Source organism: Pseudoalteromonas sp. SR44-8, assembly GCF_014163635.1.
Lineage (GTDB): Bacteria > Pseudomonadota > Gammaproteobacteria > Enterobacterales > Alteromonadaceae > Pseudoalteromonas > Pseudoalteromonas rhizosphaerae.
On sequence record NZ_JACJDS010000011.1, the window covers coordinates 1 to 21,582 of the forward strand.

General features: G+C 39.8%; 20 protein-coding genes and 1 pseudogene. 12 read left to right on the forward strand and 9 right to left on the reverse strand.

Features of this window, described 5'->3' with window-relative positions; genetic code table 11:
- Positions 1-44: 44 nt before the first annotated feature.
- Positions 45-971: a manganese-dependent inorganic pyrophosphatase gene (locus H5183_RS06985; RefSeq protein ID WP_182731299.1), complete on the reverse strand. Its 927-nt coding sequence runs from the start codon at positions 969-971 to the stop codon at positions 45-47.
- A gap of 172 nt (positions 972-1,143) precedes the next feature.
- Between H5183_RS06985 and H5183_RS06990 the strand changes: the two genes are divergently transcribed.
- The gene (locus H5183_RS06990) at positions 1,144-1,662 is read left to right on the forward strand and encodes a hypothetical protein (RefSeq protein WP_145234706.1); all 519 of its coding nucleotides are present in this window, start codon (positions 1,144-1,146) and stop codon (positions 1,660-1,662) included.
- 1 nt (position 1,663) lies between these two features.
- Complete coding sequence (gene mutM / locus H5183_RS06995) at positions 1,664-2,473, forward strand: bifunctional DNA-formamidopyrimidine glycosylase/DNA-(apurinic or apyrimidinic site) lyase (RefSeq protein ID WP_145234708.1); 810 nt, start codon at positions 1,664-1,666, stop codon at positions 2,471-2,473.
- 72 nt (positions 2,474-2,545) lie between these two features.
- On the opposite strand, the gene H5183_RS07000 is transcribed toward mutM, so the two are convergent.
- The 3 genes from H5183_RS07000 to H5183_RS07010 are packed head-to-tail and all read right to left on the reverse strand — an operon-like array spanning position 2,546 to position 4,993.
- Positions 2,546-3,046 (reverse strand): DUF3299 domain-containing protein, encoded by a 501-nt coding sequence (locus H5183_RS07000; RefSeq protein ID WP_182731300.1) that lies wholly within the window; start codon positions 3,044-3,046, stop codon positions 2,546-2,548.
- A 10-nt stretch (positions 3,047-3,056) separates the two neighbouring features.
- A complete protein-coding gene (locus H5183_RS07005) occupies positions 3,057-4,307 on the reverse strand; it encodes an ABC transporter permease (RefSeq protein WP_182731301.1) in 1,251 nt (416 codons plus the stop codon).
- A complete protein-coding gene (locus tag H5183_RS07010) occupies positions 4,304-4,993 on the reverse strand; it encodes an ABC transporter ATP-binding protein (RefSeq protein ID WP_149983162.1) in 690 nt (229 codons plus the stop codon). The genes H5183_RS07005 and H5183_RS07010 overlap by 4 nt, the downstream gene beginning before the upstream one ends.
- A 184-nt stretch (positions 4,994-5,177) precedes the next feature.
- On the opposite strand from H5183_RS07010, the gene H5183_RS07015 reads away from it, so the two are divergent.
- The 7 genes and pseudogenes from H5183_RS07015 to H5183_RS07045 all read left to right on the forward strand — a co-directional run bounded on the left by H5183_RS07015 (position 5,178) and on the right by H5183_RS07045 (position 12,203).
- Positions 5,178-6,284, forward strand: coding sequence for a phosphoribosylaminoimidazolesuccinocarboxamide synthase (locus H5183_RS07015; RefSeq protein ID WP_182731302.1), 1,107 nt, complete (start codon positions 5,178-5,180; stop codon positions 6,282-6,284).
- Positions 6,285-6,447: 163 nt separating this feature from the next.
- Positions 6,448-7,107, forward strand: coding sequence for a methylamine utilization protein (locus H5183_RS07020; protein ID WP_182731303.1), 660 nt, complete (start codon positions 6,448-6,450; stop codon positions 7,105-7,107).
- Complete coding sequence (locus H5183_RS07025) at positions 7,100-9,412, forward strand: EAL domain-containing protein (protein ID WP_182731304.1); 2,313 nt, start codon at positions 7,100-7,102, stop codon at positions 9,410-9,412. The genes H5183_RS07020 and H5183_RS07025 overlap by 8 nt, the downstream gene beginning before the upstream one ends.
- A complete protein-coding gene (locus tag H5183_RS07030) occupies positions 9,399-10,232 on the forward strand; it encodes a DUF3034 family protein (RefSeq protein WP_182731305.1) in 834 nt (277 codons plus the stop codon). Before H5183_RS07025 ends, H5183_RS07030 begins: the two co-directional genes overlap by 14 nt.
- Positions 10,232-10,651 carry a group 1 truncated hemoglobin gene (locus H5183_RS07035; protein WP_145234724.1) on the forward strand — a complete coding sequence of 140 codons (420 nt, stop codon included), beginning with the start codon at positions 10,232-10,234 and terminating at the stop codon, positions 10,649-10,651. The genes H5183_RS07030 and H5183_RS07035 overlap by 1 nt, the downstream gene beginning before the upstream one ends.
- A 185-nt stretch (positions 10,652-10,836) precedes the next feature.
- Complete coding sequence (locus H5183_RS07040) at positions 10,837-11,811, forward strand: CDP-glycerol glycerophosphotransferase family protein (protein WP_310736422.1); 975 nt, start codon at positions 10,837-10,839, stop codon at positions 11,809-11,811.
- Positions 11,808-12,203, forward strand: a pseudogene (locus H5183_RS07045) (adenylyltransferase/cytidyltransferase family protein). The gene H5183_RS07040 and the pseudogene H5183_RS07045 overlap by 4 nt, the downstream one beginning before the upstream one ends.
- Positions 12,204-12,239: 36 nt before the next feature.
- On the opposite strand, the gene H5183_RS07050 reads toward H5183_RS07045, so the two are convergent.
- The gene (locus H5183_RS07050) at positions 12,240-13,256 is read right to left on the reverse strand and encodes a CDP-glycerol glycerophosphotransferase family protein (RefSeq protein WP_182731306.1); all 1,017 of its coding nucleotides are present in this window, start codon (positions 13,254-13,256) and stop codon (positions 12,240-12,242) included.
- Between the two features lie 235 nt (positions 13,257-13,491).
- On the opposite strand from H5183_RS07050, the gene H5183_RS07055 reads away from it, so the two are divergent.
- Entirely contained in the window at positions 13,492-14,727 is a 1,236-nt protein-coding gene (locus H5183_RS07055) for a capsular biosynthesis protein (protein WP_145234728.1), read from the forward strand.
- A complete protein-coding gene (locus H5183_RS07060) occupies positions 14,660-15,514 on the forward strand; it encodes a sulfurtransferase (RefSeq protein WP_182731307.1) in 855 nt (284 codons plus the stop codon). The genes H5183_RS07055 and H5183_RS07060 overlap by 68 nt, the downstream gene beginning before the upstream one ends.
- Here the strand turns inward: H5183_RS07060 and H5183_RS07065 are convergent.
- The 3 genes from H5183_RS07065 to H5183_RS07075 form a co-directional block, all read right to left on the reverse strand.
- Positions 15,483-17,027 carry a tetratricopeptide repeat-containing sulfotransferase family protein gene (locus tag H5183_RS07065; RefSeq protein WP_259397126.1) on the reverse strand — a complete coding sequence of 515 codons (1,545 nt, stop codon included), beginning with the start codon at positions 17,025-17,027 and terminating at the stop codon, positions 15,483-15,485. The two genes, H5183_RS07060 and H5183_RS07065, sit on opposite strands and share 32 nt — an antisense overlap.
- A 64-nt stretch (positions 17,028-17,091) precedes the next feature.
- The gene (locus H5183_RS07070) at positions 17,092-19,476 is read right to left on the reverse strand and encodes a TonB-dependent receptor (RefSeq protein ID WP_182731309.1); all 2,385 of its coding nucleotides are present in this window, start codon (positions 19,474-19,476) and stop codon (positions 17,092-17,094) included.
- A 208-nt stretch (positions 19,477-19,684) separates the two neighbouring features.
- The gene (locus tag H5183_RS07075) at positions 19,685-20,062 is read right to left on the reverse strand and encodes a DUF5522 domain-containing protein (RefSeq protein WP_145234736.1); all 378 of its coding nucleotides are present in this window, start codon (positions 20,060-20,062) and stop codon (positions 19,685-19,687) included.
- A 57-nt stretch (positions 20,063-20,119) separates the two neighbouring features.
- Here H5183_RS07075 and H5183_RS07080 point away from each other — a divergent pair, with 57 nt between their 5' ends.
- On the forward strand, positions 20,120-20,446 hold the full coding sequence (locus tag H5183_RS07080) for a hypothetical protein (protein WP_182731310.1): 327 nt from the start codon (positions 20,120-20,122) through the stop codon (positions 20,444-20,446).
- Between the two features lie 153 nt (positions 20,447-20,599).
- Here H5183_RS07080 and H5183_RS07085 read toward each other — a convergent pair whose 3' ends face one another.
- Positions 20,600-21,568, reverse strand: coding sequence for a class 1 fructose-bisphosphatase (locus tag H5183_RS07085; protein ID WP_145234740.1), 969 nt, complete (start codon positions 21,566-21,568; stop codon positions 20,600-20,602).
- Positions 21,569-21,582 lie beyond the last annotated feature (14 nt).

The window sequence follows — 21,582 nt, forward strand, 5'->3', positions numbered from 1 at the left end:
CCTAGCACCTAGCACTTAGCACTTAGCACCTAGCACCTAGCACGTTAAAGCTTTGAAAATGCATCTTGCAGTGGTGGTACTACTTGCTTTTTACGGCTCAGTACGCCGTCTAGCCATACTTTTCCGTCTTTGGGCGTTACACCATAAGCACTTTCAACTAGTGTTGCATCGTCAGATACGATCAGCATTTGTGAGCCTTCTTTCATGATGTCGGTAAGTAATAAGAATACCGAGTGGCGTCCACCTTCTTCTTTAAGCTTAGCAATATCAGCTTCAAGGTCTGCTTTAATATCATCAAATACCGCTAGATCGATAACTTCTAATTGACCAATACCAACTAGTTTACCGTTCATGTTGAAGTCTTTAAAATCACGCATTACTAAATCACGCGCTGGAGTATTCTCAACCGCTGACTTAACACGGAACATATCCATGCCTAATTCTTTAAAGTCCTCGATGCCGGCAATTTCAGCAAGCGCTTCAACACATTTAATATCAGCTGTGGTGCAGGTTGGTGATTTGAAAATAACCGTATCACTTAAAATTGCACACATCATGATGCCTGCAATGTCTTTTGGAATTTCAACATTGTAGAAGTCATACATCATTTTAATGATCGTGTTTGAGCAGCCAACAGGGCGGATCCAGCATTCAAGAGGTGTAGAGCTGGTTAAATCGCCTAGTTTATGGTGATCAACAACGCCAACAACGCGAGCTTGATCGATATCATCAGGTGCTTGCGTTTTTTCGGTATGGTCAACGATGTAAACATCTTCACCGGCATAACTTAATTTTAGCTCTGGTGCTTCAAAGCCGAATTTATCAAGAATAAACTGCGTTTCAGGTGATATTTCACCAAGACGAGTTGGAATTGCTGGTTCTTCGATTTGGTTTTTCAAATATGCGAGTGCGATTGCACCACAAATAGAATCTGAATCTGGGATTTTATGACCCACTACATACATTGACATGACGGAACTCCTTAAATTTTGCCGTATTTTAGCAAAGTAATTTAACTTTGACACATTCGCGTTGGTGATTTTTTGTAATATTCAGTCTTAACAGTAGTTAAAAAATTCAACTGCCATTTTTATATGTTTTTGGTTACACTTTAACTAATTGAATCTTTTAGGAAGAACTCAAATGCAGTTAGGTCGCAGGGGCTGGAATAATGTGGTTATTTTTTCCATGCTGTTGATGATTTTCTTTTTTAATGGATTACATACAAAACTCAACAGTGGTTCAGAACAATCTAGTGTGCAAAGTGTATTGCCAGCGCAAAACTTTATTTTAGCTCTAGAGTTTCCCGATCAAAAAATAGAGCGCATAGGCACTTCTTGGCGCGCCACTGCATTAATCAATAATGCACCTGCTAGTTTTTGGCAAGCGACAACAGCAAACCTTGTGGCATTAGTAAATGAATGGCAGAGCATGCAATTGTCGGTCGCTGATAATCAGCAAGCATTCCACAATACCTCAGCTTTGACTGTAGCAACCGTATGGTTGGCAGGCGAGCAACTTCCTTGGTTGTATCAATTATATAGCGCACCACAAGGCTATTATTTATTAGATAAAAGCAACCAGCGCGTGTTATCACTTGATAAAGCAACTGCGCAGCGTTTATTCCCTAGTTTTAATTTTTCACAAAGTGAGCCTAAATAGTATGCCTGAATTACCAGAGGTTGAAGTTAGCCGAATGGGGATCACCCCACATATTTTGCAGCAAACAGTTACAAAGGTGAATATTCATAATCCGAATATGCGTTGGCCTGTGCCGGATGATGTGTACAAAATCGCTAACTTAGCTGTTTTAGCTGTTGAGCGTAGGGCAAAGTATTTGCTACTTGAGTGTGAACTGGGCAGCATTATTTTGCATTTAGGTATGTCGGGTAATTTACGAGTTGTTGAACAAAATGAGCCATTAAAAAAGCATGATCATATCGAGTTTATATTTGCCAACGGTAAAGCATTGAGACTAAATGACCCACGCCGATTTGGTTGTTGTTTATGGCAAGCGCCCGGAGAATGTCATAGCTTACTGAGCAAACTGGGCCCTGAGCCACTCACTGATGAATTTACTGCTAAGCGCGTATATGAGCAGTCACGAAATAAGAAAGTGCCAATCAAACAATTTATTATGGATAACGCTGTGGTGGTTGGTGTGGGTAATATTTACGCTAACGAGTCTCTTTTTAAGGCCGGTATTCATCCAAAACGTGAAGCAGGAAAAGTATCACAAGCGCGCTATCAGCAATTAATCCCTATTATTAAAGATACTTTGGCTGCGGCTATCACTCAAGGTGGCACGACATTAAAAGACTTTGCCCAAAGTGATGGTAAACCAGGTTACTTTGCACAACAGTTATTAGTTTATGGCCGCAAAGGTGAGCCATGTATGGTATGTAAGAAAGCATTAACAGAAATTCGTTTAGGGCAACGTAGTACAGTGTACTGTAGTCAATGCCAAAAATAAGTTAAGGCATGTTGCACTTGAGAGCTGCTATTTGCAGCACTGGGAACAACACGCCTGAGGTATGTATCTGAGTTACAGCTCAAACGGTGCAACGCCGACGGCTGTCATTTTATAGCCCACTTGTGCAATGTCGCCACTCCAGGTTTCAGTGCTGATGACGCCGGTAACGACTATGGCATCGTACAAACTTTCAATTGGCACGCCGCCTTTAATTGTCACATGAACAATTTGATTCGGTGGTGGTGGTGGCACGTGGATGCAAGCACCAAAGTAAGGCACTAATAAAAACTCAGTAATCATTTCGCTGTCACCTTCAAGAGGTACTACAAACCCAGGTAAGCTGACTGATTGGCCATTGAGTTCCTTAACAATTGGTGCATCTAGATCAGGTTGCACCCAATTTTGCTCTGTACCTTCATGGCTAGCTTGATCTTGAGTATCTATTTGTACATGTCCCTTAGGAATTAAATCTTCCCAAAAAATTTCTTTTGGTTCATTGGCATAACTACTAAAATTATAACCAAAACTAAAAATAACTAAGCAAAGCAAACTGAGCTTTTGAAAGTACTGCATGATATTCCTCTTAAATTTTAATGCTCATGCCATCAGACAATGAGTAAAAATAGGCGCGGGTGGCTGGTATCAAACCAACTATAAAGCCGGCCGCCATAATAGCGCCGATCAATACCAGTTCATAGCTCGATAGCATCGCAATGGTGATTGTGATGCCGGCATTACTTTGCAAGTAACCTGTGGCAAGAGACATTAATAAATAAAATAACCCACAACCTACTAGGCAACCTAAAAAGGTTATCAGTAGTGATTCTATGCTGATCAATGTGAATAAATGCCAAGGACGCGCACCGACCGAGCGTAAAATGGCCAATTCGCGGCGGCGTTGGTTAAGGCTGGCCAATAGGGTCGTTAGCATGCCTAGCAGGCTCACGAGTACCACTACGACAGAAAACAGTAACAAGATTTTTTCAACAATTGTCAGCATTTCCCATAGCTCACGCAAAGTTACACCAGGCATGATGGCAAGCAACGCTTCAGGTTTGTACTGATTAATATTGCGCCTAACTTGTAACGTATAAAGCGGAGAATCAAAACCCACTAAAAACGCGGTGATTTGCTTAGGTTCGCCTGTTAGATCATCATGCTGTTCATGTTCATGTTCATGTTCATGGCTGGTGTGGTTACCGCTGTGGATCAGTTCAATAGCCGCTAATGGAATATGTAGGGTTTTATCAACTGGCGTGCCTGTCGCATCTAAAATGCCAACCACAGTGAAAGGATTATCATCATGATGATGAAAGCTGGTATTACCCATACCGTGTGAAATAACGATACTATCACCCAGCGAATAGCCTAGCTTGGCTGCTACCTGCGCGCCCAGTACGACCTCATTTAAATGGGCGAAGGCGCGGCCTTGGCTAAACCTAAGCTGCTGCTTTTTAGCAAATTTATAATGTTGAAAATAATCAGCGGAGGTGCCCAGTACCGCTTGGCCTTTATGGCTATCTCCTAGTGATAGCGGAATGGTCCAGTTGACGCCGCGTTGCTGTTTTATATATTGGTAGCTTTGCCAGCTAACGCCATTATTAGCATGACCGATGCGAAAAACCGAAGACAATAACAGCTGTATATCTCCGGTACGAGCGCCAACAATTAGATCAGTACCAGAAATGGTATTACTAAAACTACTTTTGGCATCAACCCGTACTCGCTCAATACTCAGCAATAACATGACACTAACAGCAATAGTAAACAGAGTTAAGAATGCACTAGCGCGGCGATTATATAAGCTACTAATAGCAAGTTTTAAGAGGATCATTTACCTTGCTCCTGTAGCGACAGTAAATCAATGTTGCGATTAAAAAGTGGTTGTAAGCTGGTATCATGGCTAACAAAAAGTAAGGTGCTATTCGCTTCGTTTGCTTGTGTAAAAAGTAAGTTGATAAAAGACTGGCGATTGTTTGCATCAAGAGCAGACGTTGGTTCATCGGCAATTATCAATTCGGGGCTGCCAATAAAAGCGCGCGCCGCCGCGACTCGCTGTTGCTGACCAATACTCAAGCTAGCCACATTTTGTTGGTGTAATTGCTCGTCTAAGCCCAGTGCATTTAATAGCCTTGAGGCCTCTTGATTAAGGGTTGGACTATTAATTAATGCTTTTTTTTGCCGTGGTTTTGAAAATTGGCAACCTAATGTGACATTATCAATCGGTGATAGGTAAGGAAGTAGATTAAAATTTTGAAAGATATACCCAATATGCTCAGCGCGAAACTTATCGCATTTACTTTTACTTAATTGACCCAGTTCACAACCTAAAATACTCAATTGGCCTGATGTAGGACGGTTAATACCTGCAAGTAACGACAATAAAGTGGATTTACCACAGCCGCTAGGGCCATGTAAAAACACATGTTCACCTTTAGCAATGCTAAGTGTTGCAATTGCTAAAGTGGGTTTGACTTGTTGTTTTTGCCATTTAAAACTTAGCTGCTGTATATTAATCATCACGTAAATTACTACTGGATTTTGATGTTATCTTATAACGTGTATAATAAAATACCAACTAAACTGCGTTAAATCACATAGTGCTTTAATTGTGATTTCCCCCGGTCTCGATTATTATTAGCGGCTTATAACCCCATACCCATACGATCGCCCTTACAGGGCGTGCCATATACTCGGAGATAGCATGACTAGCTATAAAGTTTTAGACGTAAACGATGACTTACCAATACGCACAAAGGGCCCAGTTCACAGTGGCAAAGTACGTTCAGTTTATTGGTTAACAGACGAAGACAGCGCGCGTTTGATCAGTGACAAAGGTTACCAAGTGCCAAAGGGTACAGAACTGGCTATTATGGTTATTTCTGATCGTATCTCTGCATTTGATTGTATATGGCAGGGCGAAAATGGTTTAAATGGCGTGCCAGGTAAAGGGGTCGCATTAAACACAGTTGCTGCTCATTGGTTTAAGTTATTTGATCAGGCAGGCCTTGCAGGGAATCACATTGTTGATATTCCGCATCCGTATGTGTGGATTGTACGTAAAGCCAGTACAGTAAAAGTAGAAGCAATTGCTCGTCAGTACATTACGGGCAGCATGTGGCGTGATTACAGTAAAGGTGTACGTAATTTCTGTGGATTAGAATTACCTGAAGGCTTAACGGCTAATCAAAAGTTAGACGATGTGTTAATTACGCCATCAACAAAAGGTATTATTACTGGCGTTGCAGATATTCCTGCGGTGGATGATGTCAATATTACCCGTGAAAACATAACTAAGAACTTGAGTGTGTTTAATTTTAAGTCCGAAGATGATGTTGCTCAATACGAGAAATTACTTGTTGAGGGTTTTGCTTTAATTAGTGCTGAGCTAGGTAAACTAGATCAAATCTTTGTCGATACAAAATTTGAGTTTGGCTATGTAGAAGATATTGATGGTACAGATAAACTAATCTATATCGATGAAGTTGGGACGCCTGATTCATCAAGAATTTGGGATGGTGCTGCGTATCGTGATGGTAAAATTGTTGAGAACTCTAAAGAAGGGTTCCGCCAATTGTTAATTAATAATGTGCCTGATAGTGATGTGTTATTGAATAAAGATCGCATGCTTGAACGTGAGCAACTAGCAAAAGATTACATTTTACCTGAGTCGGTTATGTTAGCTGTTTCTGATACTTATGTAGGTATCGCTAGCAAAATTGTGGGTCGTGATATTTTAATTCCAACAGATCCGCGTAGTGAAGTAATTGCCATTTTAGACGGGCAATATGGTTTAATTTCTAATGCTTAATTACTAGTAATCAACTTGCACCATTTTAAAAGCTTAGAGTTTTGCTATTATTTATAGTTACTGGGCTTTTATTCTTGCATTTAGAGTCAGTCTCTAATTAACTTAACCTAAGATTAATTAGAGATACTCATATGTTAGTGTTCGCACAACAGGGGATGACCAAATGAGACTGCAAGTAATGGCAACAAAAAGCATCATGACAGTTTTCGCTATGGTGCTTGCATGCGATGTTTATGCGCAAGATGTTACGCTCAACATCGTTGATCAATATGGGCAGCCTCTCACCAATGCAGTGATAGAAATTGCTAGCGAAAGCAATAAAACATTATCGCAACAGTTACCTGTACTGATAATGGATCAAGTAGATAAGCAGTTTTCACCAACGCTTTTGATTGCTCACCAAGGGCAGCAAGTGAACTTTCCTAATAGCGATAATATTCGCCACCATGTATATTCTTTCTCGGAAGCTAAACCATTTCAGTTAAAGTTATATTCTGGACAACCAGAAGCTCCGATTAAATTTGAAAATCAAGGGGTTGTGGTGCTTGGCTGTAATATCCATGATTCTATGCTAGGGTATATTTATGTTGCGAAAAGCGCTGATGTTTATCAAAGTGATGAGCATGGGAATGTGCAACTAAGTGGCCTAAATTTGCCAGTACAGCTAACTATTTGGCATGCTTTACAAAAGAACGCACTCGAAGCAAAACAGCCTTTAACGTTAGCTGTAAATTCACCTCATAGTTTACAAGTGACACTGCAAACAACTGAGCCTAAGCCACGTAATACTTTTGGTAGTAAGTTTAAGGGTGGGAATGACTAATAGTTTAAAAAATCGCATAACTGTTTTATGTGTAGGCTTAGTGTTATTAACTACTGTTGTGAGCTTATTTAGTTTTTGGTGGTCGACGAGTCAATTTAATGAAAAAAAGGTCACCCAAGATATTAATGTGGCTGAAAATGTCTATAAGCAGTACCTAGCGTCAAAAGAAAGTTTATTGCTCACAGCTGCAAAAGTACTGACTGCTGATTTTGGCTTTAAACAAGCGGTTGCTACCAAAGATGCAAATACCATTAGTAGCGCATTGTATAATCATAGTCAGCGAATCAATGCTGATTTAATGCTGCTTCTAGATCTGTCAGGAAAGTTAATTTCTACTAATAAACAGCAAGATTTTAATAATAACTTACAAGAATTAATGAATGAGTTGCTCAATAATACCGAGCAATCTAGTTTTGTAGTGCTACACGAACAATTGTATCAAGTCATTTTACTACCAGTTAAAGCCCCGCGTACTATCGCCTACAGTTTAGTAGGTTTTAAAATTGATGATGAGGTTGCGGTTGAACTAAAAAACTTAACAGGTATGGATGTAAGCTTTATAGCTAAAAGCGATAATTTGGTTAAAAGCTCTTTGTTAGAGCGTCCAAGCCCATTTATTCCAAACGAGTATTTTCATAATTCCACCACAAAACGTATTTTTGGTGAACAATTGGTATATCGCAATCGCGATGTACATTTGCCTTCACTTGACGATCATCCCGTTAATGTATTGCTTAGTGCTGATCTAACGCAGAGTTACAGTGAATTTGAGAGATTGTTTTACACGTTAGTCATTCTTGCGTCTTTAACGATTTTTATCGGCGTTATTACCAGTAGTTTATTGGCCAAAAACTTAACCATGCCGTTATCACAGTTGGCGAGTTTAGCGCGGCAGTTTGCGCGAGGAAACTACAGTGTTGATGCGATGAGTAAAAACCAAAGCAATGAAATAGCTACATTAATTGATGCTTTTAAGAACATGGGTAATGATATCCAAGAGCGTGAACAACAAATTAGCTTTGCCGCAAAGCATGATTCTTTAACTGGTTTTTATAATCGTTCTGCAATGCTGGAAGTGTTGAGCGAAAATCTTGAACAAAACCAAGAATACACCTTAGTGGCAATCGATATTCGTGGTCTTAGGCATATTAACGATAAGCTAGGAGCTCGTATTGGCGATGACTGCTTAAAAGCTGTGGCTTTACGTATTGCTGAGTTTTCAGATGAGTTTGGTGGTTTACATGCACGTATTGGTGGTGATGAATTTTTAACCGCTTTTCCTAGTAGTGCAGGGCGTAATCTTAAAAGTGGCATAGTCGGGTTAATGGCGCAGTTACAAGCTGGTTATACTATTCAAAAGCTTAAAATCAATTTACGTTTTAGTGCTGGTGTGGTGGAGTATCCTTCACAAGGGTTACAAGCGGATGATTTAATGCGTCGGGTCTTGATTGCTGTGGATAGTGCCGCAAGTGCTCATGAAAATATTCATTATTACCTGCCTGGAGAGGATGAAGCGCATCTTGATAGGCTCATTATGATCGATGAGCTCAAGCAAGCGATTAATGATGACGATGGTCAATTGTTTATGACCTATCAGCCTAAATTACATATCGCTACACAACAAATCAATAAAGTGGAATCGCTTATTCGTTGGCAACGCAAGGATGGTAGTTGGGTATCGCCGGAGCTATTTATTGACCTAGCTGAACAATCGGGATTAATTGTTGACCTTACCGGTTGGGTGGTAAAAACAGTAATAGCACAGGTCGGACTTTGGCAACAGCAAGGCATTTATATGCAAGCTGCAATTAATGTTTCAGCCCAAGATATCGCTTATCCCGGCTTTCACTCCAATTTAATTCGTACATTAAAACAGTTTTCAGTTGCACCTGCGCTTATCACGATTGAATTAACAGAGCGCGATATGATTGAAAATGAAGAAAAAGGTATTCAAGCGTTGGAAAACTTGAAAGCAATCGGTGTCAAAATTTCTCTTGATGATTATGGGGTTGGGCAAACATCGCTAGGGCGCCTGAAAATGTTACCTATTGACGAGCTGAAGTTAGATAAGTGTTTCATTCTTAAACTAGATAAATCTGAAAAAGATCAGTTTATTGTTGAATCTACGATTACCTTAGGTCATCAGCTTGGCTTCTCTGTGGTAGCCGAAGGGGTTGAAACATTAGAGTCGCTAGAGCTGCTACAAAAAATGCAGTGTGATCATGTGCAAGGGTATTATCTAAGTCGTCCACTCAAAGCAGACGTGTTTGAGCAATGGTTGGAGCAGTATAATGAAAAAGCTTAAATTATTATGTTTAACTGTTATCGCATTATCTGCATTTAATACTTTTGCCTCAAAAGGCAAGCTGCTAGCAACGCCAGGAGTATCGCAAGTAGAAGGTAGTGGTGGTGGTGGTATCGTGCCTTGGGCGCAGCTTGCGGGTTATGCCAGCGAGGATGAGTTTTCTATTAATGGCTTTTGTAGTCGGGCCGATGTTACCGATTACAGCTTAGATGTATGCGGTGCACAAGTTAACTTATTTAATCGCGTTGAGCTTAGCTATGCACAGCAAAACTTTGCTGTGCCGGCGCTAAATACCGAGATAGAACAAGAAATCAGCGGTGTTAAGGTTAGGCTCTATGGTGATATTGTTTATAGTGACTGGCCTCAAGTTACCTTGGGAGTACAACATAAATCACTTGATGATGGCGCAGTCGCTATGTTAGTAGGGGCTAAGGATACCTCCGGTACGGATATTTACCTTGCTGCAAGCAAGCTACATTTAGGGGCCATTGCAGGTTATAACTGGTTTTGGAATGTTACCACGCGTTATAGTGAAGCAAATCAGCTTGGCTTACTCGGATACGGTGGGGCGAATAGCAATGAAAAACTATTATTTGAAGGTAGTACTGCCATTTTTCTTAGTCGAGAAGTTGCTGTTGGAATAGAGTATCGTCAAAAATCAAATAATCTCGGATTGGGTGAGCAAGATTGGCAAGATGTGTTTGTTGCTTGGATACCAAATAAATACGTAAGTGTCACTGCAGCATACCTTGATTTAGGTAGTATTGCTGGGGCAAAAGACCAAACCGGTTGGTACTTATCGGTAACAGGATATTGGTAATGGGAAAAATACTAACAACGATAGTGTTAATAGCCAGCTTAGCAGGTTGTTCATCGGCTTCAAATCTAACGTTGTATCAGCAACTTGGTGGTCAAGCAGGGCTACAAAGACTGGTTGATAGTTTCATTAATCAAATCGGTAATGACGAACAAATTATTCATTACTTTGAGCATGCAAATATTAGCCATTTCCGTGAAGGCTTTATTAATCATTTGTGTGTACTAACTGATGGGCCCTGTGAATATACGCGTGATAGTATGGTTGATATTCATACTGGCATGCACATCACGGAGGGTGACTTTAATCATGTGGTTGATTTGTTAATTAATGCCATGAATGAACAAAATATTAGTCATACAGTGCAAAATAAAATACTCGCGAAAATGGCACCACTGAGAACCGAGATTATTAAGATTTAAGCAAAAATAGTCGTTGTTATGATAGTTTAGGCTGAAATAAAATTATGGTTTCTGTACAATGGCATTTGTTTTTGGTTAAATTAATGTAAATTATGTTCGTGTATTTTGATGTTTTGCATATTTATTATATCCCTCAATACTTACCAGTTATAAAAAAGCTGACCAAAAAAGGGCATAAATGTGTATTGATTTTTTATAAATCGCAGGATGCGAAACTAATTTCTGTTTGCAATAAGTTTATTGCAGACAATCGGCTATCAGCAGTTTGGCTAAATGATACCAGTCAGGCTTTTGCTTTTTACCAAAAAAGTGAAGTTGATTGGATTATATTTGGTAATGCATTTCCACAAAGCGAAAAGTTAAATAAAAAAACAGCACTGATGCAACACGGAATTGGCCCCAAACAGTGCTACTACGATGTATCAAATGCAGGAATGACTGTAAGGTTTGTTGAAGGGGTACATCGGAAAAATCGATTACAAAGCCTTTATCCTAACGGTACTTTTATTGACTCAGGTTATGCGAAGTTAGATCCTCTATTTGACTACAGTGTTGAAAAAATATCACTGGAAAAGCTCGGTCTGGATCCTAATAAAAGAACATTGCTATATGCGCCTACATTTTATCCAAGTTCAATTGAGTGTATGAGCGACCATTTTGCGGATGACTTTGCAGATTATAATATAATTATAAAACCACACTTTTTTACGCTTACAAAACCACGTTATAAAAAACAACGCTTTAAATTAGCTAATTGGAAAAAACACACAAATGTTTATATTGCGGATGAAAATCAATTTGATTTAACACCATTTATTGCGGTTGCCGATATTATGCTTTCAGACGCATCGTCAGCTATTTTTGAATTTGCTGCACTAGATAAACCCGTTATATGGTGTGACTTCTATAAATTACGCTGGAGTTACCGTGGTATTTTTTCATTTCGTTTGAAAGGGCGTTTGGATGATGATATTCATTATTTTAATGAAATTTGTTACCCTGCTAAGCATTATCAAGATCTCGCCAATATGATTAATCAATCTAGTTACGAGAGTGACGTTTTCAAAGAAAATAGGGCGAGGCTTATTAAGTTGCTCGCTGGTAAAATGGATGGCTTATCTGCTGAGCGCATTGCTAACTATTTAGAAGAGAATAAATGAGGCGAGTAATAACTTTTGGGACGTTTGATATTTTCCATGTTGGCAATATCAATATATTAGAGCGAGCGAAAGCACCGGCTGATTACTTAATTGCAGGTGTGCTTTCAGGTGCTCTTAATATGTCAAAAAAGGTCGTAATCCAGTTTACAGTGAAGCAGATAGAGTGAGAATAATCAGTTCATTGCGTTGATGAGATGTTTATTGAGCAATAATTAGAGCTTAAAGGTGAGTACATTACTGAACATAATGCTGACTTATTAGTAATGGGGGATGATTGGGCTGGACGTTTTGATGAATTTAAAAGCTTGTGTGATGTTAAATACCTTATTCGAACCCCATCAATTTCAACCACTGAAATTATTGAAGTGGTACGTAATCCATTATCGCAATAAATGTTGTAAGGTGGGGCTTGCCCACCTTCGATTTAATTACTTTAATTTCATATAGTTTAGCGCTTTACGGATTTTGTATCTGCGCAGTAGATTAAGCGGCTTTTGCATAACTCCGGTCTCAATAATCTGTGCAGTTGCTGCTAGTATGCGTTGAGCGCTGTTTCCATCAGTAAAAGGATGTACTTGAGTTATATACTGGTTAATTTTCAGTTGCTGCTCATCGCTGAAAGATAATGCTTGCTCTAGCGCGTTAGTTAATTGCTCTGCAGCTGTGATATTAATTAAAGCATCTTGAGGTTGGCTATTGTTAAAGGTGATAACGGGTTTGCCTAATAATAATGATTCATCGACGGCACTTGATGTATCTGAAATAACCACATCAGCGTGTTGAATTAATGGGATTAAGTTATCGTTTTGGCAAATTTCAAAATGTTCCATTTCAGCCAGAGTCTGATAAAGCTTTTGCCACTGAGGTTTAGTTTTTGGATGAAACTTCAGTTTTATATCGTAATCACCACTACTTGCAAGTGATTTTATTTGCTCAAATAAAATCTCGAGAGAAGATAAATTTGGCGAAAATGTTGGCGCATATAAGATAGCGGGCTTCTCATTTTGTCTTTTTTCGTAATTAAAATAAGGATCAAGTTTCGGCCAGCCAGTTTCTATAACTCTAAAATAACGGTGTTTTTCTGCTAAGCGTGTAAATGGTTCCGTTGTAAGAGGACCGTGAGTACAGTACAAATCAAAAAAACCTCGAATCGCAAAATGACCTTTCTTTTTATATTCTAAGCCATGAAAAACTTGCACTTTCACACCGGGGAAAAAATCTGGGACTACATTTCCAGGTACGAACACTGCGCAGGGATTAAAGTTTTTGACATCTTCAATATTTTTAAGTTGTTGCTCTCCTTCTAACAAGCCGTTGGCAATTCCACTTCTTTTTGTAATAAACCAGCAGGCTTTATCTCCATTTGCTCTAATTGCATCTTGAATTGGGCGTAAAATAGCAAAGCTGTAAGGTTGTTCTACATAAAGCAGGTAATGTTTAGGCATAATGGGTCGCTTTTAGACTTTTAATTGGTAATTCAATATGTGGCAGAAGAATTAGATAACGCCATCTTATTTATTAAGTTTTACCGCCTATAATACAATTTTACTACAGTAAAATAAATCTATGTGATCTGCGTCTTTTAAGTAGCTAATAAAGTATTGTAACGCTTCATTCATAAATAAGTCATTATTACGGCTTAGTATTTATATCAAATATTAAAATTGGTATAAGCACCCTATGCACTTTTTATTCGTATCTCGTCGCAATGTACATGCTCGCTACTATAAAAAGTTAATCACTCAACTAAATTTAAGTGCTAGTTTACATATTTTTGGTAAGCCAATACTGCGTGCATTAAAGTACTTACCGGAGGCATTTAAAGCGTCTTTTGACGATATAATAGCTACTCAGATAAAGCGTAAACAAGCAAAGCATGCTATTTGGCATAGTTACTTGTTAATCTTACCTTATTACCTTCTACTCAATTTTGTCGAGCGTTGTCGCTACGCTAAGTATTTGGCGTTACTTACTCGGGAAAAACCAACACATCTGGTTATTTGGAATGGTCATAAACTGCCTAATATCACAGTAGTAAAAGCGGCGAAAAAGCTAGAAATTAACGTTTTTTATTATGAAAATGGCTTGCTGCCAAATACTAGCTGTTTAGATCCTAAAGGTGTTAACTTTGCATCTGCAATTAAGCGTGATCGAAATTTTTACCTTAATTTTGAATCATCATATGCATCTGATTTAAGCGCTTTAGCGTTAATGCCTCGATCAAATCACAAAAAACGTAAAGCATTTTTACAGAGTAAGTTACCGCCAAGGTATATTTTCGTGCCTTTTCAGGTTCCCCATGATACGCAAATCGTTTGTTATTCGCCCTGGATTAATTCAATGGAGATGTTATTTACAGAAGTAATGACAGCGATTGAAAAACTAAATGATCCAGAGTTAAAAGTGGTATTTAAAGAACACCCCTCTTGGCATAAACATTATTCTCATTTATATAAAAAGCACCCTCAGGCAGTATTTGCCAACGGCAATGTGACGGCTGATTTAATAGAAAATGCACAGGCCGTGATCACGATTAATTCTACCGTCGGACTAGAGGCGTTATTGTTAGGGCGCCGTGTTATTACGCTTGGGCAGGCTTGCTATAACATTGATGAATTGGTTTTACATGCGCGCAATAATGAGGAGTTAAGTGAAAAAATATCGCAAATGAACCAAGGTTGGCAATTCAATGCTCAACTTAGAAATCAATTTTTCAATTATTTAAAGCATGTTTACAGTGTCCAAGGAAGGTGGCAAGATTGCTCAAAAGAACATGCTGATGCTGTTGAAAAACGTTTGTTAGGATTGGATGTTTTTTCTCAGCAAATTAATGAAGTAAAGGATAACAATGAAAAACATCGTAACTTGCCAGTGGTTGAACGAGCACTTAAACGACCCCAAGCTGATTATTTTTGATGCCGGTATGGTGCGTCCAGGTAAGCTGGGAGAGTATAAACCAGAAGCTAAGTTACCTAATGCGCAGCGTTTTGACTTTAAAAAGCAATTAGCCGATCAAGACAATCCGCTACCGCATACCATGTGCAGTGCGGAGCAATTTACTCAGCAGATGCAGTTAATGGGGGTTGATAAAGATTCCTTAGTTATCATCTACGAAGACCAAGGCTTATTTAGTGCTGCAAGAGGTTGGTGGATGTTTAAAGCCATGGGCTTTGATAATGTCAAAGTACTCGGTGGTGGCCTTGCTAAGTGGCAGTCGTTGGGTTATTTAACTCAAATTGAATATAGCCGCCATTATCATAAAGGTAACTTTGTTGCCAAACCGCGAGTTGGTTACTTTATTGATGCTGCTGCAGTCTTTCAGGGCATAGATGATGAACATACCGTACTACTTGATGCACGAGGTTATCAGCGTTATTTAGGTGAAATGGCAGAGCCGAGAGCTGGGATGCGCAGCGGCCATATTCCAAATAGCCGCGCTTTACCTTTTGTTGAATTATTGGATGATGGCGAAGCAAAACCATTCGCTGATATTAAAGCTGCTTTCGAGGCTGTACTTGGCGATCAAGCAGATCTGCAAACTACCTTGCAATTTAGTTGTGGCTCCGGCGTTACTGCATGCATCTTGGCGTTATTTGCCGATGAGTGCGGATATGAAAATCTGCATGTTTATGACGGCTCATGGAGTGAGTGGGGCGGCCGAGACGAACTACCTATCGAAACGGGTCCTTGTCCTTCGCGTTAAACGCAAATCCGTAGTGCTGCCAGTAATCAATGGCTTTATTATTGAGAGGCTGGCGTACTTGTACTTTGCTTGCTGTTGCCGACGGGCTATGTTGCTTATGAAAATCCAGACACTTAACTTGCCAAGGTAAATCACAAAAATCATAGAGCAGCTGCGTGCTTGTGATTGGCTCTGATACTAATGTTTCGTATTGCATAATCATCACATTATCCGGGTGTTTTGCTGCAAAATGATTTATCAAAGAGCTGTAATCTTGATAAAAACTATCGATGTCTTGCAGGTTATAGCTATAGTGATGAAACGCACTGGCTGGGCTGTACAGTTGGCGGTAATTAGCTATACAGCTAGCTTTTCGGCCTCGTTGCATGCAAATGATTTTAGCCTTCGGGAAAGCCGCTAAAATTAAATCGATATAGTAAAAATTAAATGGCTGTTTGTCGCAGCTGCGTAGCTGTGCTGCTACTAGTTGACTAATACGCTGTTTATACTGACTCAACTTCGCCATTAACGCAGCATTTTTATATGCGTCATTGAGCACCACGCTATTTAATGGCTGAGCATTATTACCTTGGCAAACCTGGGCAATATCATTGAGTTCACCAACACCTTGCACCAAATCTGATTGATTCATTATTTTTTCTAGCAAAGTAGTCCCTGAGCGCGGCATACCAACAATAAATATCGGGGTAAAATCGCTGTCGCTTAAGGGCGGCGTATACCCGTGACTTAAGGTTATTAGTTGCTGGCAAAATGCTTTGTGAGCTTGCGCATCATATTTTACATGCTGACAGATCGCTTGCTTACTTGTAGTAATGTGGGCAAAGGCTTGTTTATAATCAGCGCAGTGCTCGTGATTGAGTGCAATCGCATGGTGCAGAAATTGTTGCTGCATCGGCGTTTTAGCGTATTCGGTTAAAGTTAACAGCTGTTGTAAATGCTGCTTAGCCTGCTTGTTATTGTTAAGTTCAGCGAGCGAGTAGTGAGCTTGAAAATGCTGCGGATGTAACTCTGTAAGTGTACGCAGTAGCTGTATAGCATCATTCAATTGCCCCATGATTTTATAGGCCACAGCTAAGTTATAACTTATTTGCGGATTGTTAGGGGCTTGTTGATAGGCCCGTAATTGCCACTCGAGCGCCAGTGGATAATGGCCTAAACGAGTCAGTACATTAGCAATTAAATCGCATTCAATAACTTCATAATATGGATGTTTTATTGCTTCAGTTATATATTGCTGCGCATCTAACAGCTGCCCGCGCAGTACGGCAAATTTGGCTGAGTGAGCAAAATATAAAGGTAGGGGCGTAATACTAATCGCTTTGTTTAAGAGTTTATTTGCTTTGCTTATATCATTTGCTGCAACATTTACTTGCGCTAGCAAAAAATAGCTAAAGTGATCATCTGGTGTGTTTTTAATATTACTGATCAGTAATAAGTGCGCGTCATTAAGCTTGCTATGATTAATAGCGTGCTCAATTTGTTGTTGTAGGTTTTTTTGTATCGATGTCAGCATGGCAATAAGCATAAAAGCCTTGGCGTAAAACACCAAGGCTTTTTTAATTTATAGATAACCGTTATTACAGTTCAAAGTTATACGTAAACTTCATGCCGATAGTACGCGGTGTTGTAGTGTAGTGACCATACACACGTTGTAGTTCAGGAAGTTCTTTCGAATCAATCCAAGACTTATCTCGACGTACAGAGGTGAACGCGTACTTATCGAATAAGTTATCAACATAGAGAGTGGCCGACCACATATCACCGGTTAGCTTGGCAGATAAGTTACTCAAGGCATAGCCTGCAAGCGTTTCACCATCAGCTTTTAAGCCAATTTTAGTGATCGTATCGCTCTGTGCTGTTATACCGTAATTTACGCTTAAAAGTTTATTATCTAATACATCTTGTTCGTAACGCAGACCAAACGAGAATTGATGCTCAGGCGCACCTGGCAAGCGGTCGCCATCTTCACCGCCTTGTACTCCTGCACCAAATACATCAGGAGAATCTTCAGTTAATTGCGCTTTGGCATAAGCGTATGTGGCATAAGCAGTCCAGTTATCCGCGATGATTGCACGGCTTGAAACTTCAACCCCTTTAGAGTTAGCAGTAGCTGCATTTGAGGTAATCAACTCCTGACCATTTACGGTTGTGCTACCGATTTGCGCGTCTTTCCAATCAACATTAAATAATGCCGCGTTAAAGTGTAGGCGGTTTTTAAACCAGCTCGATTTAAAACCAAGTTCATAATTTACAGTGGTATCAGGTTCATAACCAATTTCATTTGGTAGAGCACAGACAATTTGTTGTTCAGGTAACACATCAGGGCAAGGAGCTAGGCCGTTGCCACCACCAATCCTAAAGCCTTCACTAACGGTAAAATAGGCTAGTACACCAGTTTCAAAAGTGTAATTAGCGTTAAATTTAAATAAGTTACCGTTATCACTGGCGCTCGTATTCACCATTGCAAGTTGATCTAATGATGAAAAATCACCTGAATACAACGGTGTGGCTGAGCCTGAAGTAGTGGATACATCATATTCGTAAAAACGCGCACCAAGGGTTACATTGAATTGATCGGTAAACGCATAACCTACTTCACCAAATAGTGCTTTTTCAGTGGTTTCAGAGTCACTGACTAAAATATACTCGAGATCTTGTTGTAGATTAGGAATATCATCGCCCCAAAACTCAGTTAAACCGGGTGTGTATTCGCGATCGTCTGAGTGAGTTTCAAGCTTGTTGTAGTAACCACCGACAATCCAGTTAAAAGCACTATCAGAGTTAGACACTAAACGAATTTCTTGAGTGAAACTATCACGTTTTGATGTATCCAAGGTTTGCGCAACAAACGCTGGAAATTCTGCATAACCAGTCCATATGTCGTAAAGCAAATCAGTTTGATCACGTTGTCCAGATTGCTCATAGCTTGACCAACCAGAGGCAGATACAAGTTCAGCAAAACCTAAATCCGCTTTAATTTCCAAGCTTAATAAGTCGTTTTCTTCTTCACCAGGCTCAAGTATCCGCGCGGCATTTTCATACTGGCCAACCATCCCTTGTAGGCCACTGCTGTCACTTAATGAATTATATTGCGATGTAGAATTACCGCCATTTTCTTGTTTTTGATAAAAATAGTTTAGCGTTGCTTCTACTGCTTCGTTGGCTTGCCAACGCAAGGACACGCGTCCTGTGGTAATTTGCTCATCATTTACATCACTGACATTGCGCAAGTTAGCACTAACATCCTGTGGGTTGGTAAAATCAGGATTTGGGTTTGATACGCCTGGGTTTTGTACTACGAAGTTATAATCGATATAACCTGGGTTGGTGTAGTAATTGACGCTAGCGCGGATTGCCAATACATCGTCAATTAACGGCGTATTAAATACTAAACCAAACTCACCGCCAGTGCCGTCACTTTCGTTTAAGCTAAACACATCACCAGTGACTTGGACTTCGGTAATATCGAGCTGAGGTTGTTTTAATAAGTAACGAATTGCACCACCTAATGTTCCCGCTCCGTATAATGTACCTTGTGGACCGATAAGCACTTCAACACGGTCTACGTCTGTTAAACGTAAATCAATATTAAGTGGAATCTCACCCACGTAAGTGGCAACTGTACCACCATCAGAAATACGATCTGAAGTATTGGTATTTAAGCCACGGACAATAATCGGTGAACCTTCACGGCCACCTTGATCAGAAATAGTTAAACCTGGCACCCAGCGTGCCACATCTTCAAGATCACCAATGTTTTGATCTTTGATCACATCACCATCAAGGGCGGTAATATTAAGTGGTGCTTCTTGCACTGAGCCCGCACGACGAGTCGCGGTAATTTGAATTGTTTCAATTGCTTTTTCTGTTGCAACTTGTTGCTCCGCTGCAACAGCATGACCGGCAGTAAAAAATTGGGCAGCTATTGCGCAAGCGACAATATTAGGCTTGAACTGTTTCATTGATTATCCTGTTTTTTGTTTATCTGGTTGTCATTTTCTAATAAGAAAGCATGTTATAAAAAGATAAACAAGATGGCTGAAAGGGTACGGAAATTAATATGCAATTATATAGATAAAATATTCATCAAAAAACGTTTTTTAGTGCTTTAAAGAGTTTTTATTGCATATTAATATTTGTATGAATTTTTTTCTCTTTATGATTTTTTTGCTATTTTGCATCACTTGTTAATTTTGTGTTTTTGAATGGGCAGTTTTTACAATTGTTTTTACAACATGTACCACGTTTTAAAAAGAACCAGCGTGAGAACACCATATAGTTGTTCTGCATTGTATAATCGAGATTTTCTATTAGGGGATTATGGCTAGAGAAAGAGGCTGCAAAACTAAGCTGATTTTTAAGTGGTTGCTGATAGAGGGCATTTAAAAATAGATTGATTTTAGTCAACGTACAATCTCTGCATAAACAGCTGGTGGTTGTGCTATCAAGCGGTAAAATAGCAGGCAGCTCATTGCACCAACAGGCATTGATATCATCAACATTGCAGTTAAGAGTAGCTTGGCATTGCGAGCAGGCTAAAATAGTCATTAGATATATTTTAATCTTCAATGAAATAGTCAGTTACAGGATAACAGATAATTAAAAATGAACAGAGCACAAGCGTTAGCAGAATTCGTCACTTTTGGTAAACACAAAGACGAAGCCATAAGTATTATTGCTGCATCAACAATAGATAACCAGGGCCCAATTTACGTATTGACGCTTGCAACTGTTTTGGATGTGCTCACTCGCTGCCAAGCAGATGAGATTGATTTAGACGATCTGGAGTTGTGGGCGAATGTTATAGAATCTAGAACCGATATCGACTACAGCGGCGTCGAAGGCGTAATTTATGCCCTCAGCAACAGCGAACAAATGGGCGAGCTTGATAAGAGTAAAGTTACGAAGTTGGTTGAATTATTAGCAAGTTAGTAGGGGCTAGGTTCTAGGGATATTGCGGCTAACTTCGCTTTGATATGGCTGAAAATAAAAAACGCGGCATAAAGCCGCGCCTACGATGTGATTGTTACCTGAGGAAATCACTTTCCTAGAGCCTTTTACCTAGCTCCTCTATCCTAAAGTCTATTACTTATGATATCCCAAGCAGGTTTCTACTTCGTTTTTCGAACCTAAAATCACCGCTACGCGTTGGTGGATAGCGTCGGGTTGAATATCCATAATGCGTTCTGTGCCAGTTGAGGCGATGCCGCCGGCTTGCTCGATCAGCATAGCCATTGGGTTTGCTTCGTAAAGTAGGCGTAGCTTATTTGGTTTGTTTGGATCTTTAGTGTCGGTTGGGTAGGTAAAAATACCACCGCGACATAACACGCGATGAACATCACCGACCATGGCGGCAATCCAGCGCATGTTAAAGTTACGCGCTCGTGGGCCTGTTTCGCCAGCCATTAAGTCATTTATGTAGTTTTGCATCGCAGGCTGCCAATGGCGTTGATTTGACGCATTGATGGCGTATTCGTTGGTCTCTTCTGGTACTTGGGCAAAATCTTGAGTTAATAAGAAGCTGCCGTGTGTTTTATCTAGCGTGAAGAAACGTGTACCTTTGCCAGTCGTTAATGCAAGCACTGTAGATGGGCCATATAATACATATCCCGCAGCGACTTGGCTTTTACCCGGCTGCATAAAGATACTTTGATCTGCAGGATCTGAGCCTTCAGGCGCTTTCATTACTGAGAAAATAGTACCAACCAGTGAATTGATATCGGTATTTGATGAGCCATCAAGTGGGTCAAACGCAACGATATATTCTGCATTCGGGTTGCCAGCTACTGTGTAGTCTTCTTCTTCTGAGGCTATCGCTTTTACGTAGCCTGACTCCAGTAAAATATCTTTAAGTAGTTGGTTGGTCAGAACATCGAGTTTCTTTTGTGTTTCGCCTTGAATGTTTTCATCAAGCGTTGAACCTAGTACACCGGACAGGGCACCTTGGCCGACGCGGAATGAAATTTCTTTACAGGCCGCTAAAATCGTTCTGATCAATGATATTAACTCTCTAGGGCAACCGTCTTCAAGTAATACCGGAGGTAGTCTACGCATTCTATTTTCCTGAT

Bases quoted from the DNA above. Each gene is read 5' to 3' on its own strand.
- H5183_RS07060 (WP_182731307.1), top strand. From the start codon at position 14,660: ATGAAAAACATCGTAACTTGCCAGTGGTTGAACGAGCACTTAAACGAC.
- H5183_RS07025 (WP_182731304.1), top strand. From the start codon at position 7,100: ATGACTAATAGTTTAAAAAATCGCATAACTGTTTTATGTGTAGGCTTA.
- H5183_RS07030 (WP_182731305.1), top strand. From the start codon at position 9,399: ATGAAAAAGCTTAAATTATTATGTTTAACTGTTATCGCATTATCTGCA.
- H5183_RS07075 (WP_145234736.1), bottom strand. From the start codon at position 20,062: ATGACTATTTTAGCCTGCTCGCAATGCCAAGCTACTCTTAACTGCAAT.
- H5183_RS07050 (WP_182731306.1), bottom strand. From the start codon at position 13,256: ATGCCTAAACATTACCTGCTTTATGTAGAACAACCTTACAGCTTTGCT.
- H5183_RS06990 (WP_145234706.1), top strand. From the start codon at position 1,144: ATGCAGTTAGGTCGCAGGGGCTGGAATAATGTGGTTATTTTTTCCATG.
- H5183_RS07085 (WP_145234740.1), bottom strand. From the start codon at position 21,568: ATGCGTAGACTACCTCCGGTATTACTTGAAGACGGTTGCCCTAGAGAG.
- H5183_RS07070 (WP_182731309.1), bottom strand. From the start codon at position 19,476: ATGAAACAGTTCAAGCCTAATATTGTCGCTTGCGCAATAGCTGCCCAA.
- H5183_RS07020 (WP_182731303.1), top strand. From the start codon at position 6,448: ATGAGACTGCAAGTAATGGCAACAAAAAGCATCATGACAGTTTTCGCT.
- H5183_RS07035 (WP_145234724.1), top strand. From the start codon at position 10,232: ATGGGAAAAATACTAACAACGATAGTGTTAATAGCCAGCTTAGCAGGT.
- H5183_RS07065 (WP_259397126.1), bottom strand. From the start codon at position 17,027: ATGCTGACATCGATACAAAAAAACCTACAACAACAAATTGAGCACGCT.
- H5183_RS07010 (WP_149983162.1), bottom strand. From the start codon at position 4,993: ATGATTAATATACAGCAGCTAAGTTTTAAATGGCAAAAACAACAAGTC.
- H5183_RS07015 (WP_182731302.1), top strand. From the start codon at position 5,178: ATGACTAGCTATAAAGTTTTAGACGTAAACGATGACTTACCAATACGC.
- H5183_RS06985 (WP_182731299.1), bottom strand. From the start codon at position 971: ATGTCAATGTATGTAGTGGGTCATAAAATCCCAGATTCAGATTCTATT.
- H5183_RS07055 (WP_145234728.1), top strand. From the start codon at position 13,492: ATGCACTTTTTATTCGTATCTCGTCGCAATGTACATGCTCGCTACTAT.
- H5183_RS07000 (WP_182731300.1), bottom strand. From the start codon at position 3,046: ATGCAGTACTTTCAAAAGCTCAGTTTGCTTTGCTTAGTTATTTTTAGT.
- H5183_RS07005 (WP_182731301.1), bottom strand. From the start codon at position 4,307: ATGATCCTCTTAAAACTTGCTATTAGTAGCTTATATAATCGCCGCGCT.
- H5183_RS07080 (WP_182731310.1), top strand. From the start codon at position 20,120: ATGAACAGAGCACAAGCGTTAGCAGAATTCGTCACTTTTGGTAAACAC.
- mutM (WP_145234708.1), top strand. From the start codon at position 1,664: ATGCCTGAATTACCAGAGGTTGAAGTTAGCCGAATGGGGATCACCCCA.